This is a genomic window from Donghicola mangrovi (genome assembly GCF_013377535.1).
In the GTDB taxonomy this organism is placed as follows: Bacteria; Pseudomonadota; Alphaproteobacteria; order Rhodobacterales; family Rhodobacteraceae; genus Donghicola; species Donghicola mangrovi.
The window spans coordinates 307,747-321,568 of sequence record NZ_JABCJE010000001.1; the positions used below are offsets into that span (position 1 = coordinate 307,747).

Here is a 13,822-nt window from a genome sequence, read left to right on the forward strand (position 1 = left end):
GCGCCCTACTAGTTGACTTCGCCGATCAAGCTCCGCAGCCGCATGATGGCTGCTTTTTTGATCTGGGAGACCCGTCCCGTCGTGACTCCCAAGATGGCTGCCACTTCGTAGACGTTCAGTTCCTCGACATAGTACAGATGCAGCAGCAGGGCTTCGCGCTCTGGCAGCTTTTCCAGTGCTTTACGAAGCAGTTGCTTCAGCTGGGACTGATGGGTCAGGTCCTCCGAGTTCTGCTGGCGGTCCTCGAACAGCATCGACTGGTCCGAATAGACCTCGTCCAGCGACTGCACGCGGTTGGCCTGGAAACGGGCCTGCCAGTCCTCGTACTCTTCGATCGGGATTTCCAGCTTCTTGGCGATTTCCTCGGCTTCGGGGCTGCGGCCCAGTTCCGACTCCAGCGCGGCGATGGCTTTCTTCACCTCTTGCTGCATCGCGATGGTCTTGCGACACAGGTTCGAGTTCCGCCGCAAGAGGTCCACGATGGACCCCCGAATGCGGATCGCCGCATAGGCAGAGAAGCTGACCCCCTCGCGGACGCTATAGCGCTGCGAGGCATCGACAAGGCCAAGGTATCCGGCCTGCATCAGGTCATCGAGTTCGACAAATCTTCCGACACGTCCCAGAAAATGCCAGGCCAATCGCTTGACCAGATGCATGTGGTCTTCGACCAGTTTTTCGGGACGCGGCGCCGCCTGCTCGGCATAGGATTTCGGCGCGATCATTCCACACCTCCAGTACTTTGGGGCTTTTGTGCGTATAGGCTACGGATGCCCGCAGGCAGCTCTTGGGTCAGCGCTGCGGATAATCCTTCGCGGTCGGCAGCGGTCAGGCCCCCGATCACAGACTTTGACGCGCTGAGCCATGTCAGCGGCAGACCGGCGTCAATCAGGCCCGACAGATCGTCAGGGTCCAGAAGGTCTCCGGGGTTGGTGGTCAGCGTGACCACGGGGTCCAGCGCGCGCCATTGGCTGGCACTGGTCAGCACAGTCCGGCGCCGCATCCCCAAAGGCAGCGTCAGAACAGTGCGGGTGTCATCCTGAAGCGCCATCGCGTCGATCACTGCGTCCAGCAGGGCAAGGCGCCCTGACACGACAACGATGTGCAGCAGATCGCCCGAAGGCGGCGTCATCAGAATTTCGGGATTTGCGTAGTCCATCGGGCAGCCCAACAGGCGCGCCTTGGACATCAGATAGGCTCCGTCCGCATGGGAGGCGCCGACATAGCTGACGCGCACCTCCTGGCCGGCCTGAGCCTGCTGCGCCGCGATCTGCAGCGCCTGGAGCGACTTGCCCGCCCCTACGCGGCCAACCAGCACGATGCGATGGGCCCGCAGGACATTGGCGGCAGGGGCGATCTGGATACGGCGGATCAGGGCGGCGATCCCCTCGGGGGTCTCGGGGACGGATGCTTCGAGCTCTGCCTCGGTGGGGTTCATCCGCGACTTGAACAGCCGCGAGAAGCCGGGTTTCTGCGCGTCCACTTTGGGCGCGTGGGTGGCGACGACCTTGGGGGCCTCGACCTGCGGCAGAGGTACGATATCGGCGCTGCGGGGTTCGGGCGACACCTCGGGGGCGACGACCGGCTTGGGCGCGGGTTTGGGGTCCTTGGGCGGGATCGGGTCAGTGGTCGCAGTGATCTCGACCATGCCGTTCCGTTTCACGGTGGACAGGATCAGGGCATCGGGCCCCAGACGGGCGATGACTTCGTCCATCGCCTGTGCGCTATCTTCTGCTCGTACGACTGTGGTCGGCATCAGAGGGTCTCGTCACTTCAGTTCTGGGGGGCCTGACCGATTTGGCGAGTGCCGCCTACGGTAGCCACGATTTCAATCTTGCGGTTGTCTGGCAGTTCGTTCACCGCCAGCACGATGGCATCGCTGCCGTGTCCACGCAGGAAGGCCGCGAAAGGCCGACGGAGCGCGTTCGAGACGATCACCACGGGCTGCCGCCCCTGAGAGAGCATCTCTTCGTTGGCCTGGTTCAGCGACTGCAGCATCTGCTGGGTCAGCCCCTGATCCACGATCAGCCCCGCCCCTTTCTGGTAGCTGCGGGTCAGCAGCTCTTCGAAGTCGGGCGACAGCGTGATCAGCGGCAGGTTCTGGTTCAGCGGCGCGATCTGTTGCAGCAAGAGCGGCGTCAGAGCAGGACGCAGAGCCTCGGCCATGTCCTGGGGGTCTTGCAAACGGCTTGCCACGTCGGCCAAACCTTCCAAGATTCTGCGCAAATCGCTGACAGGAATGCGTTCGGACAGCAGGTGACGCATCACCGAGGTCAGGGTGTGCAGCTGAACGGGCTTGGGTACGACAGACTCGACCAGAGTGGGGCTGATCTCGGCCAGACGGTCCAGCAGGCCCTGTACGTCGTCGGGACCGATCAGGTTGGCCGCGTGGGTGTACAGCATCTGGCTGAGATGCGTCGCAATGACCGAGTCCGGCTCGACCACCACGTGATCATCGGCCTCGGCTTCGGCCTGCTGGTAGGGCATGATCCATGTCGCATCCATGCCGAATGACGGATCTTTGACATCTATGCCCTTCAGCTTTTTGGTGGACATGCCGCCCTGCAGGGCCAGCTTGCGATCGGGATAGACGGTGTCCTCGGCCACGATGGCCTGACCGATGCGGATCCGGTAGGTGTTCGAGGGCAGGTTCAGATCGTCGCGGATCCGCACGCCGGGCACCACAAAGCCCATGGATTTGGACACCTCGCGGCGGATGCCGGTGATCCGAGCCAGCAGTTCCCCACCCGAGCTGTCGTCGATCATACCGATCAGGCCAAAGCCGATCTGGATCGAAATCGGAGCATAATCGGTGACGTCCTCGGCGGTGATGGTGCCGGGGCTCGGCTTGTCCTTGTCCGCGCCTTTCAGCGCCGGAGCGTTCGCGCCGCCCTTGGCCGGATCGCCTGCGTCCGCCTCGTTGTCGCGTGAATACCAGTAGGCTGCACCGGCCGCACCGGCGGCAATCAGGAACAGCAGGTTGGGCATACCGGGGACCATCCCCAGCAGGGCCATTACACCCGATACGGGTAGCCATGCGCGGCTGATGTGGATCTGCTTGGTGATGTGCTGCGCCAGATCGGCCTCGCCCGAGACGCGGGTCACGATGATCGCGGTCGCGATGGAAAGCAGCAGCGACGGGATCTGGGCCACCAGACCGTCACCAATCGACAGCAGCACATAAGTCTGCGCCGCAGTCCCCGCCGACAAACCATATTGAGTGGTACCGATCACGATACCCCCCAAGATGTTGGCAGCAAGGATCATGATGCCAGCGACAGCGTCCCCTTTGACGAACTTGGACGCACCGTCCATAGCCCCGTAGAAATCGGCCTCTTCGGCGACTTCGGCGCGGCGCTTTCGGGCCTCGTCGGGGTTCAGGATGCCTGCGTTCAGGTCGGCATCGATCGCCATCTGCTTGCCGGGCATCGCGTCCAGAGTGAAGCGCGCCGAAACCTCGGACACGCGGCCCGCACCTTTGGTAATCACCACAAGGTTGATGATCATCAGGATGACGAACACCACGATACCGACCGCAAAGTTGCCCCCGATCACAAAGTTGCCGAAGGCCTCGATCACCTTGCCCGCAGCGCCCGCGCCCGTGTGACCGTCCGTCAGAACGATCCGGGTCGAGGCCACGTTCAGCGACAGGCGCAGAGTGGTCGCGATCAGCAGAAGGCTGGGAAAGCTGCTGAAGTCGAGCGGCTTGTAGGTGTGCATGGACACCATCAGGATCAGCAGCGACAGCAGGATGTTAAAGACAAAGAAGACGTCCAGCAGGAACACCGGCAGCGGCAGAACCATCATGGCGATCATCGCCAGAATGCCGAAGGGCATCACTAGTCCGCCCATCTTTTCTGTCGTTGAAGGGTTTGAAATGTCGGCCATGCGGCGGTCTCTTTGCGGCTGTCGGTTCTTTGACACGCGGGGTGTCCTCGGCAACCAAGGTGCAAAAGCCGTGCCAGAGCATCTTTTTTGCTAAAACAATCCGCGTTCGTGCCGTGGGGGACAGATGGCACAGGGTTTGCAGACCCGTTCGCATCCCATGGCCCGCAACAGGAGAGCCTGATGCCCACGACCACCACCCTCTTGCGCCTTGCTTGCGTCACCAGCCTCGGGCTGGGGCTGGCAGGCTGCACCCAGCCGCACCGCGCGGTTCAGGACCTGCCCTCGGACCCTGCGATGCAGACCCGCGAACTGGCCGAACTGAAGGACGCGCTGGACCAGACCACCCCCGCCTTTATGGCCCGCGCCAAAAAGGCCGAAGAGATCGTGCCCCTGACCGGCATGGGCTTTTCTCAGGTGTCCGGCCAGCCCGGCAAAACCACCAACGAAAAGCGCCTGATGGCCATTCGCGCCGCGCGCCTTGAGGCGATGCGCGATCTGACCGAACAGGTGCACGGCATCCGTCTGGATTCATCCTCGACGGTGAATGATCAGGTACTGCGCAGCGACTATATCCGTGGCCTCGTCGATGGCGAGATCCGCGGCGCCCGCACCACCAGCATCAAACCCAAGAGCGCCGATACCTTCGAGGTGATCCTGACGCTGGACCCCGATGTGATCCGCTACATCATCAAAGCCGCGAAAACCGGACGCTGATCCATGACCGTTGCCCCCTTTGCCCTGCTGACCCGACTGGCTGTTCTGGCCGCGACGCTGTTTGCCTTGGCCCTGCCCGCTGCGGCCGGTTCCAAGGATGACGCCGTCTGGATCGAGGCATGGGGCCACGCCGCCCCCGCCCCCGGCGAAAGTCAGGACAGCGCCAAACGCCGCGCCCTGATCGACGCGCTGGTGAACGCGGGGCTGCAAGGGGGCGCCACGATCCGCGGCTATACCTTTATGGACAAAAGCAACATCGTGGCCGACCGCGCCCTGATGTTGGCCAAGGGGCGCGTCATGCGCCACAAGGTCCTGTCCAGCAGCTTTGACGGCAGCCTGTGGCAAGTGCGCGTGCAGGCGCTGGTGGGGCCCGTCCCCTTGGGGGTTTGCGGCAGCAAGCGTAGTCTGGTGATCAGCGCCCACGCGCCCACCTATCGCATGTCCCCCGAAGTCCCCGCCTTTGTCGTGCCGATGGCCGAGCAGATGTACAAAGACATGCTCTACACCATCGAGCGCAATCCTGCGACGCGGCTGGACCGCGTGATGGCCACCACAGGCCGCGAGTCCGGCACCGTCCGCACCAGCGGCATGGACTACAACAGCCTGACCCGTGGCACCCTGCCCGGCTCGGCCAAGGGGGACCACGTCCTGCGCGTGACCTTTAACGGCGATGTGCAGTTCCTGAACGGGATGCAAACCGTGGTGATGAACGTCGACATCGACATGCGCGAGAGCAACGGCAACATCCGCACCCACCGCATCCAGCGTCTGGCCCCCGTGCCCAAGAACACCACCCTGCACGGCCTGACCCTGCGCACCCGCACCACCACCGAGGCCCTGCTTCTGCGCGGTGTGAAAGAAGAATTCGACAACGTCCTGAGTGCCCTTGGCTGCGAGCCGCCCGCCGCACGGGTGGAGTTCGCCGGTGGCACCCTGAGTGTCCCCGTCGGTGCCCGCCACGGCATCACCCGCGGTGCGCTTGCGGTGCTCGAGGACCCCAATGACAGCTTCGGCCTGCTGGAAATCGTGCGTCTGGAAAACAGCCGCGCCATCCTGCGCCCGTTGGACCCGACCCGTCCTGCCCAAAGCTTCGATGGACGTCTGGTCTACTTTATGGAGGCAGGTCTGTGATCTTTCGCGTCGCGTTTCTGGCCCTGATGCCCTTGGCCGCGATGGCCTCGCCCTATTCCGACGGGATCAGCCCCGACGAAGCCTCGGCGCTGGTCAGTCAGGCCATGAGGTCGGCCGGCCAGAGCGGCCAGATCCAGATCAGCCAGATGCGCGGGTTTCCGGCTTGTGATGACACCCCCGCCGTCTCGCCCCGCAATGGCGACTGGCGCACGGTCGAATTGCGCTGCGCCGCCCCCACCAGCTGGAGCCGCGCCGTGCGGACCTCGGCGGGACCGGGCGTGATGCCGCAGCGCAGTACCCGCAGCGAGCCCTTGGGCCAGCCCGTGCTAACGCTCACTGAAAGTCTGGCCAAAGGGACCGTAATCGAACCCCAACATTTGACCCTAAAACCTGTCAGCGAAGGGTCGTTGGACGGCTTGATGACAGACCCCGCTTCGGTGATCGGCCGTACGCTTACCGTCAATCTGGGTCAGGGTCGGCCTGTGCTTGCCCGTCATCTGGAACTGAATTGGCTGGTCACGGAAGGAACGCCTGTTGCAATCGTATACGACGCCGGAGGAATGTTGATCCTGGCATCAGGAATTGCAGCCGAGAACGGCCAACGTGGCCAGATAATTGCAGTAAGAAATCTAGGAAGCGACAGGCTGGTAAAAGCCATCGTAACCGAGAGAAACAAAGTACGGGTGGCGGCTAAAATGAATTAGCCCTCAGCCGTTTCACTGTCCGAGAGTATGTGTAATCCCGTTTCAGTCTAACCCGAGGAGAACGTCATGGTAGACTCCATTAATCCGTCCCTCGCCCGCGCCCGAATTCAAAAGACGCAGGGTGATACGCCCGCCCAGGTAGCGAGAAGCGCCGAGGGTTCGACGAGCGTCAGCGCGCCCGCCGCGACCGACAGCGTTTCGCTTAGCGCAGCCGTGGCCAAGATGCCTGCAGGTGTCGATGAAACGAACCCTCCGTTCGACGTCGAAGCCGTCAAGCGCATCAAGGATGCCATTTCGCAGGGCAACTATCCTGTCGATCTGGACCGGATCACCGATAGCCTTTTCGAAGGCTACCGCGAGCTGATGCTCTGAGACCCGCATACAAACTGTAATAAAATACTGGAATCCTGACGTGACCAGCCAACTGATCCTTCTTGCCAGCGCAGCAGCCGTGACCCTCATTCTTGCTTCCGGTGCCTATGCCGCCCTGCGTCGCAAGCGTGCCGAGAAGGCTGCTGCAAACTCTGAGAAAGCGATGCTTGCGAAAATCGCGGATGATCAGAGCAAGATCGACGCAGCGATCAATGCGATGGCTGACGAGATGAAAGACATCCGTGCGGATATCCAGTGGCTGACCAGCGAGCGCATGATCGACCAAGCGATCAACATGGCCCGCGAAGGCGAAAGCGGTCAGGAAATCGTGCGCCAGACCGGAATTTCAGCCGACGAACTCGTGGCCATGCAGGCGTTCCGCCGCCACTGATCAGGTTTTCTTGCAGGTTGCCGGCAGCTTGTTCTCTGGCAACTTCTCGCACCACTCTGTGAACAATTGCCGAGCGCGGGCCTGAATGGTCAATCGCTCTTGTTTTGTGATCTCTTGGCTGACGCCCTCGCGGAATAGCGCCGCATGAGGGGCCTCGAAGGCAGCGGCCACGGTGAACCACAGCAGGGCCTCGGCCTTTTGCGAGGGTTCGCTGACCTCGTTGTAAACCCGCCCCAAAGCTGTCAGTGCCCCCAGATCGCCTCGCTCTGCTGTGGCGGTCAGGTCAGTGACCAGACGCCCGGCCACTTCGGCGCGGCCCTCTTCGGTCAGGCGTTCGCGCAGCAGTTTGATCATCGAAATCGCGGCCTTCTCGCCGGAAAAGCGCGACCGCCATGCCCAGTAATAGGCATTCATGTCGTCCTGCGGCACGCCCTGCCCTATCGCATAGAGCACCGCCAGATTGGCTTGCGCGGCGCCGTCGTTATGCTCGGCCAGTTTCTGGAACAGGACCACGGCCCGATCCAGATCCCCGCTTTTGAACGCGGCCATCGCATCGTCGAACTGATCCGCCGCAGCGGCGCCGCACAGGGCCACAGACAGCGCCACAGCGCCGGTGAAACGTTTCAGATATCCAGTCATCGGCCAGCCATCATCACAAGTTGCAGGTACAAGAGCCGCCGCTTCCGCCCGTCCAGACCGGCCTGATAGACCACAATCCGCGGGCGCTTGCCCGGCTCGGTCTCGACCTCGATCTCGACGCTGTCGGGCAGGTGCACGTCATAGGTGGACAACATCTTTTTCGGGTGGTCCATGAACGCGGCCTGAAAGGGTTTGTCGATCCAGCCCCGCGCCAACGCACGGCCCAGAATTTCGGGCAGGTGACGCTCGATCTCGTCCAGGGTCATCAGGCGCGTCATGCGCTGGACCAGCACGAACTCTTCGGTGGGCAGGGAGCGGTCGTCGTAGTCGGCGCCAGCGGGCAGCGGATCATCAGGCATCAGCACCTGCGGCACGCCTTCAGCGCGCCTGCGTCCGAACAGACGCTTGAACGGGGCCAGAGCCCAACTCAAAGCCAGTGCCATCCACTACCTCTCTTGCTTCGGGGCCGGGGTCCGAAGCTTTGCTCTTGTCTTTATCTTTCGGTCATATTCCGGAATTTTTTAGCCTCGGGTTACACTCTAGCAGGTTTGGCACCTGCCTTGCAGAGCCTTTTGCAGAAATGAAAAGCCCGAGGAGGCATTCGCTTATGTCGGCCGAGCCGATCTCTGCCAAAACGAGCATTCTGTTGATGGTTGCCCCCGCGATTATTGTCGTCGGGGCTTTTGGCGCGGGCCTGTTCCTGTCGCTCGGGGCCAAGCCCGATCTGCCCGAACCCGAGGTCATCGAACCCGTCGAGCCAGAGCCGGAACCCGATCCCAAGCGGATGTACATCGACATCATCAACCCGATCAAAGCCACCCTGCCCCAACTTGGCGGGACGGCGAACATCAGCATCGGTTTGGCCGTGCGCGATGACATCGGCAAAAAGGTCTACGACATGCTGCGCGAAGACGCCGCCCCCGTGATGGCGCCCATGACCGATGCAGTTCAGGAACTGGTGGATCAGATGCCTGCGGGCAGCACATGGCAGGATCTGCGGGGCGCTCTGCCCGACCTGCTGCGGATCAAGCTGAACGAACAGCTGACCGCCGAGGACCGCCCCAACCCCGTCTACGAAGTGCTGATCACCAACTTTTCCGTCGGCCAATAGGATTTGGCGCGGCTCTTGCAGTTGCTCTGGTAGCAAGCACAGGAGCCCTGTCATGAACATGATCTACGACCCCAAGACCACTCAGGCCACCGAAGTCCCCGTGATGATGGTGGAAACCGTCTTCTGCGACGAAACCGGCGCGCCTCGGGCCCGCAAGAGCACCCCGCTGTCCGCACTGGTCGCAGCACTCAAGACGCCCCTACGGATCGCCTGAGGCGCTCTACGCCCATTCTGAACACAAAGAGCCAGGCCAAGGGGCGATACCCCTTAGCTCTGGCTTTTGTATTTTCTGTATCGCAGGAAAAATCCGGCAGTCCCGGACAGCATCATCAGCGCAGCAATCCAGCCGGTGGACGGCACCATGCCCGCAAGGCGGACCATGCCGGACGGCTGAAGTCCGATCATGATGATCAGAGGCAGCGCACACATCATGAAAATGCGAATACGCAGACAGGTGCGGCAGGGTTTACGACGGCCAGCCATCCTCAGTCCTTCCGCTTGTAGGCCAGACGCAAACGGCGCGACTGGTCGATTTTCTGTTTCAACTGCTTTTGCTGGACTTTGACCGAGGAGATCGCCACCTCGACCGCGCGCAAGGCATCGCGCACGGATTCCAGCTGCTCGACCAAGGGCGCTTCGCCTTGGGGGATGGTGCCAACGACGGCAAGTGCGGCGCAGCGCAGTTCATGGTCCAGCCGGGCCACCTCTTCCAGAGCGCCCGCACTGGCAGCTTTTTCAAGCCGCCGTGCGATATCAGCCAGTCGCTCTAGCGACTGGGCCGATGTCATGTGCCGGACCAGATCGCTGCTCACGCCGGTTTCCCACCTACTTCGGGTCCGATCTGGCGCCAGGCCGACATGATGTCGGTGATGCAATCACGGGCTGTGATAATCTGGGCCTCGGGGTCCCGGCGCATCAGGGCCAGTACCTGTTGGCGTGCATATTCATAGAGCTGGAACAGACTGGTCGCGATATCCCCACCCTTTTCGAAATCCAAAGAGGACTGCAGGATGTAGATCGCCGTCAGGGCGCGACTTGTGTGTTCATCTGGTGCTTTCACACCTTCGCCATTCGAGGTCGCCAAAACAGACAGGGATCTTTCGAGTTCGCGCAACGTAACCAGAATGATTTCGTGCGGATTTTCGACCTCTGCCGCGTTGGCGGACTGAGCTTGGCGATAGCGCGATCGTGCTAGGGCAATGGACATTCTGATGCTCCTTCAGTTTCCCTGACGCTTCCATCGTCTTGATAAAATCAACGACAAGTCCGTTGCATCTTTTAGGCCAAATTGCGTGTTTGGAGGGCACTAAGTTGTTGTCCTGAAATAAAAAACCACGCCCCGAGGGGCGTGGCCTAAAAGAGTCTGATTACAGGGACTTAGGCGCTTGCAAAGCTGCTGACAGACAGCACCATGCCCACGTCCCCACCGGTCAGAATGGCGATTCCGGACAGATCGCGCATGCTGGACAGGACCCCGCGCAGCGGACGCAGCAGAACCAGCTGCTGGCCCAGAAGTTCGTCCACTGGAATGGCGCGGCGGATTTCGCCATAGCGCACAATCACATAGAGGCCGTCGGGGCTGTCGCCGATCTTGGTCTTGCCGTTGGACAGGGGCTGGATTTTCACCAGATCCCCGTCGTCCAGTCGCAGCATCGCCATGTGACGGGCGGCAACCACGGGGACAACGTCTTTGCCCTGATGGATGCGCTGGATCGATTCAATCGGCAGCACATAGCGCACGTCACCAACCCGCACGACCATGCCATCCAGCACGATCATGTGCAGCGGCAGGCTGAGTTGGAAACGCTGTCCGCCGTTCGGCACATTAGCCGATTTCAGCGAACCGCCCTTGCGCTTGACGTCCTCGACCAGATTGCCGAATTCCTTGGACTTCTCGACGGATTTGCCGTCGTCGGTCAGTTCGACAACAACGCGGTCGTCCTCGTTCGACAACGAGATGTGGAATTTACCCGGACGCCCCTCTTCTTGCAGACGGATCGTGACCAGCGCCTTCAGGAAGTGGCGCAGATCGGTGATCATGGTCTGATCCAGAGTGATCTCGCCGCCAACCGCCGACAGACGGGCCGAGCCGCCATGTTTGCGGGCCAGCGTTTCCACGAACGATGCCAAGGGCTTGAGCAGGACGTTCGCAGGGCGCGAACGCATCGCAACGCTTTCTTCCTGAAGCTGGCCAAGCTGGCTGGCCAGCTGGGTTTCGGCTTCGGACAGCTGCTGCAGGCGGCCCATATGGTTGTCCATGATCTCGCGCAGGATGGTCCGGTGACGCGGGTTCAGGGGCGGCGCATCCGAATGCTGGATGCTCATCTCGATTTCCTGCATCAGATCGCGCATGGCCATCTGGCGCACCAGTTCCTGCACCATCGCCTGACCAGAGCTGATCTCGCCGATGGTTTCCAGCAGGCGCAGGCCATCCCCGCCCGAGCCCATCACGACGTTAAAGTCGATCGGATCGTCGGAGTGCTTGTGCGCGCCCGCGTTCTCTTCTTCTTTGACCTCGAGGCGCACGGTGCTGAACAGCTTTTTCGCCGAGGGGTCGATCTGGATCAGGGTTTCCTGCAGGTGGTCATCCGGCAGGCTGGTCGCGACCAGGAAGTCGAACAGCGTGATGTCGTCCTGGAACACGGTCACGTTGGTGATCATGCGGGCTTGCTTGGACGAAACCCAATCCAGGAAGGCCTGCGCGATATCCTCGTCGTCGTTCAGGTCGGCACGGATCACCCAGAAGCTCAGGCCGTTTTCGATGGCCGACTGGGCTTTCTTGACGCTTTCCGGCGACAGAACGCGGTGGAATTCCTTGGGCAGGCCCAGACGCTGCTCGATGCTTTTCGCGGTGACCATGCCGGAGGCAAGGAAGCACACGGTCGAGGCTTCTTCGAACAGTTTCTCGATCTTGCTGGTGTCGGGGTTGTCGCCCTGATCCAGCGCGTCGAACACCAGTTCCATCGTATCAACGAAACCGCGGGCGATCTGGATCAGAATGACGTCGGGCTTGGTTCCACCCACGCGGACACGGGCGAACAAGTCGATCAGCGCCATCGTCAGCTGCGCGGCGGTTTCCATGTTGAAGTAGTTACACGCATGGAAGGCACGGCGCATCAGACCTTCGAAGCCGACGAACCAGGTTTCCCCTTGGCCGTTGTTTTCCTCGAGGCCGTTGCGCAGCTTTTGCAGGGTGTCAAAGATGTTGTCCGCACCCCAGATGCGCAGCAGTTTGGTCGGGGTCAGCAGATCGACCGGCACCGCCCCACGGGGCAGCACGGCTTCGACGGCAGCCAGTTCTTCGTAGAACTGAAGTTCGGCAGTGCGGAAGCTGTTCGCCGTGGTCGCCATCGCCAGCAGTTCGGCGGCGCGGGTCACACGGACATAGCCCTGATCCTTGACCAGACCGATGATGGTCTGGCTCAGCGCGTCCAGTTCCTTGGGCGTGGGCTTGTCGTCGGTCGCAAAGCGCAGGCCGGTTTCCGACACACGGGTGAACAGGTCGGCCAGACCGCGCAGAACCTTGGTGGTGGGGTCCTCGGCGGGCGCAGCAGGCGCCGCAGGGGCTTCGGGTGCAGCTGCGGCCGGTGCGGGGGCCGGAGCCGCCGCAGGAGGAGCCGCAGGGGCCGCAGCCGCCGGAGCGGGCGCAGGTGCAGCTGCCGGGGCCGGAGCAGGTGCTGCTTCGGCAGCGGGGGCCGGTGCGGCCTCGGGCGCGTCATCCTCGACGTCGTCCCCGCCAATGCCCAGATCCCGCTTGCGCAGTTGCTTGACCTTCTTGACCACGTGCTTGAGCACATCGGTTGCGTTGCCGTCGGCCGCGTTCATGCGGTCCAGTTCGGTGACCCAGTCGTCCAGGCCCAGCTGTTTGGCAGCATAGGACAGACCCTTGCCCTTTTTCAGGGTGTCGGCGGGCATTTCGGCAGGTGCCTTGCCGATGGCTTCTTCCAGATAGCCAAGGGTCTCGGCGACCATGTCGCTGTAAATCTTGTGGTAAACCACGTCCTCGAGCAGACGCTTGGCCGCCTCGGAGGGGGCAGCATCCGCGGGCGCTTCAGCAGCGGCCTCGGGGGCAGGCGCAGGCTCTGCTGCCGCAGGTGCCGGAGCGGGCTCGGGCTCTGGTGCGGGCGCAGGCGCAGGTTCGGGTTCCGGCGCAGGTGCGGCTGCGACGGGTTCGGGCTCCGGTTCGGGTTCGGGGGCCACATCTGCGTTGTCGTCCATCTCGCCGAACAGGTCGTCATCGTCACCGTAATTGGTGTCGCTGTCGCCCAGATCGTCCAGCGCCGCGAACATGGACGCCATAGGGTCGGCGGCTGCAGGCGCCGCTGGCGCTGCGGGGGCAGCAGCCGGCGCTTCGGGCGCCGCCTCTTCGGCGGGGGCTTCGGGTTCTGCGGGGGCAGCTGCTTCGGGCTCGTCACCGCCCTCGCCTGAATACTTGGCCACCATTTTCTTCAGATCCTCGTACAGTTTCTGAGAGGGACCGGGATCCACGTCCGACCGATCAGAGGCCGTGTGATCCAGCATGCCGCGCAGGGTGTCCCCCGTCAGCATCAGGATATCCAGGATCTCGGAGTTGAGCGCGACGCCCGAGTCCCGCACCAGACCGATAAGGTCTTCGGAGACGTGCGCGCGGCTTTCTACCGTGGCAAGGCCCAGAACCCGCGAGTTGCCTTTGAAGGTGTGTACCGCACGGAACAGTGCCCCGATGTGGTCCTTCTGGTCGCCCTCGCCGTTTTGCAGCGCCTCGAGTGCCTCTTCCATAGCATCAAGGGCCTGCGCGCCGTCATCCGCGTAGAGTTCCCAGATTTCGTCCATTTCGTCGTTCATGGTTTCTTCCTTGATGCAACGATATTCATGGAAAGAGCGAAGCGGGGCGGC

16 protein-coding genes are annotated in these 13,822 nt (G+C 62.2%); 7 read left to right on the forward strand and 9 right to left on the reverse strand.

The features are described 5' to 3' along the window. Nucleotides 1-8: 8 nt before the first annotated feature. The 3 genes from HJ536_RS01635 to flhA are packed head-to-tail and all read right to left on the reverse strand — an operon-like array spanning nucleotide 9 to nucleotide 3,885. Complete coding sequence (locus HJ536_RS01635; RefSeq protein ID WP_176852756.1) at nucleotides 9-722, reverse strand: sigma-70 family RNA polymerase sigma factor; 714 nt, start codon at nucleotides 720-722, stop codon at nucleotides 9-11. Then, nucleotides 719-1,753, reverse strand: coding sequence for a hypothetical protein (locus HJ536_RS01640; RefSeq protein WP_177156448.1), 1,035 nt, complete (start codon nucleotides 1,751-1,753; stop codon nucleotides 719-721). The genes HJ536_RS01635 and HJ536_RS01640 overlap by 4 nt, the downstream gene beginning before the upstream one ends. A 17-nt stretch (nucleotides 1,754-1,770) precedes the next feature. Continuing rightward, nucleotides 1,771-3,885, reverse strand: coding sequence for a flagellar biosynthesis protein FlhA (flhA, locus tag HJ536_RS01645; RefSeq protein WP_176852754.1), 2,115 nt, complete (start codon nucleotides 3,883-3,885; stop codon nucleotides 1,771-1,773). A 180-nt stretch (nucleotides 3,886-4,065) separates the two neighbouring features. Here flhA and HJ536_RS01650 point away from each other — a divergent pair, with 180 nt between their 5' ends. From HJ536_RS01650 to HJ536_RS01670, 5 genes are all read left to right on the forward strand, one after another. Next, nucleotides 4,066-4,599, forward strand: a complete 534-nt coding sequence (locus tag HJ536_RS01650) for an LPP20 family lipoprotein (protein ID WP_176852753.1) — start codon at nucleotides 4,066-4,068, stop codon at nucleotides 4,597-4,599. Nucleotides 4,600-4,602: 3 nt separating this feature from the next. After that, complete coding sequence (locus tag HJ536_RS01655) at nucleotides 4,603-5,730, forward strand: hypothetical protein (protein ID WP_177156449.1); 1,128 nt, start codon at nucleotides 4,603-4,605, stop codon at nucleotides 5,728-5,730. Next, the gene (gene flgA, locus HJ536_RS21185; protein WP_177156450.1) at nucleotides 5,727-6,434 is read left to right on the forward strand and encodes a flagellar basal body P-ring formation chaperone FlgA; all 708 of its coding nucleotides are present in this window, start codon (nucleotides 5,727-5,729) and stop codon (nucleotides 6,432-6,434) included. The genes HJ536_RS01655 and flgA overlap by 4 nt, the downstream gene beginning before the upstream one ends. A 66-nt stretch (nucleotides 6,435-6,500) precedes the next feature. Next, entirely contained in the window at nucleotides 6,501-6,806 is a 306-nt protein-coding gene (gene flgM / locus HJ536_RS01665) for a flagellar biosynthesis anti-sigma factor FlgM (RefSeq protein ID WP_176852750.1), read from the forward strand. Between the two features lie 40 nt (nucleotides 6,807-6,846). Beyond that, nucleotides 6,847-7,197, forward strand: coding sequence for a hypothetical protein (locus HJ536_RS01670; protein ID WP_176852749.1), 351 nt, complete (start codon nucleotides 6,847-6,849; stop codon nucleotides 7,195-7,197). On the opposite strand, the gene HJ536_RS01675 is transcribed toward HJ536_RS01670, so the two are convergent. Then, nucleotides 7,198-7,836: a sel1 repeat family protein gene (locus HJ536_RS01675; protein WP_177156451.1), complete on the reverse strand. Its 639-nt coding sequence runs from the start codon at nucleotides 7,834-7,836 to the stop codon at nucleotides 7,198-7,200. Further along, entirely contained in the window at nucleotides 7,833-8,279 is a 447-nt protein-coding gene (locus HJ536_RS01680; protein ID WP_176852747.1) for a hypothetical protein, read from the reverse strand. Before HJ536_RS01680 ends, HJ536_RS01675 begins: the two co-directional genes overlap by 4 nt. 164 nt (nucleotides 8,280-8,443) lie before the next feature. Between HJ536_RS01680 and HJ536_RS01685 the strand changes: the two genes are divergently transcribed. Beyond that, nucleotides 8,444-8,947, forward strand: coding sequence for a hypothetical protein (locus HJ536_RS01685; RefSeq protein ID WP_176852746.1), 504 nt, complete (start codon nucleotides 8,444-8,446; stop codon nucleotides 8,945-8,947). 52 nt (nucleotides 8,948-8,999) lie between these two features. After that, entirely contained in the window at nucleotides 9,000-9,161 is a 162-nt protein-coding gene (locus HJ536_RS01690) for a hypothetical protein (protein WP_177156452.1), read from the forward strand. Between the two features lie 53 nt (nucleotides 9,162-9,214). Here the strand turns inward: HJ536_RS01690 and HJ536_RS01695 are convergent, their stop codons facing one another. The 4 genes from HJ536_RS01695 to HJ536_RS01710 form a co-directional block, all read right to left on the reverse strand. Further along, nucleotides 9,215-9,430 (reverse strand): disulfide bond formation protein B, encoded by a 216-nt coding sequence (locus tag HJ536_RS01695; RefSeq protein WP_176852744.1) that lies wholly within the window; start codon nucleotides 9,428-9,430, stop codon nucleotides 9,215-9,217. Nucleotides 9,431-9,432: 2 nt separating this feature from the next. Beyond that, entirely contained in the window at nucleotides 9,433-9,759 is a 327-nt protein-coding gene (locus tag HJ536_RS01700; RefSeq protein WP_176852743.1) for a hypothetical protein, read from the reverse strand. After that, entirely contained in the window at nucleotides 9,756-10,154 is a 399-nt protein-coding gene (locus HJ536_RS01705; protein ID WP_176852742.1) for a flagellar export chaperone FliS, read from the reverse strand. Before HJ536_RS01705 ends, HJ536_RS01700 begins: the two co-directional genes overlap by 4 nt. A gap of 170 nt (nucleotides 10,155-10,324) precedes the next feature. Beyond that, nucleotides 10,325-13,771 carry an Hpt domain-containing protein gene (locus HJ536_RS01710; RefSeq protein ID WP_177156453.1) on the reverse strand — a complete coding sequence of 1,149 codons (3,447 nt, stop codon included), beginning with the start codon at nucleotides 13,769-13,771 and terminating at the stop codon, nucleotides 10,325-10,327. Nucleotides 13,772-13,822: the final 51 nt, after the last annotated feature.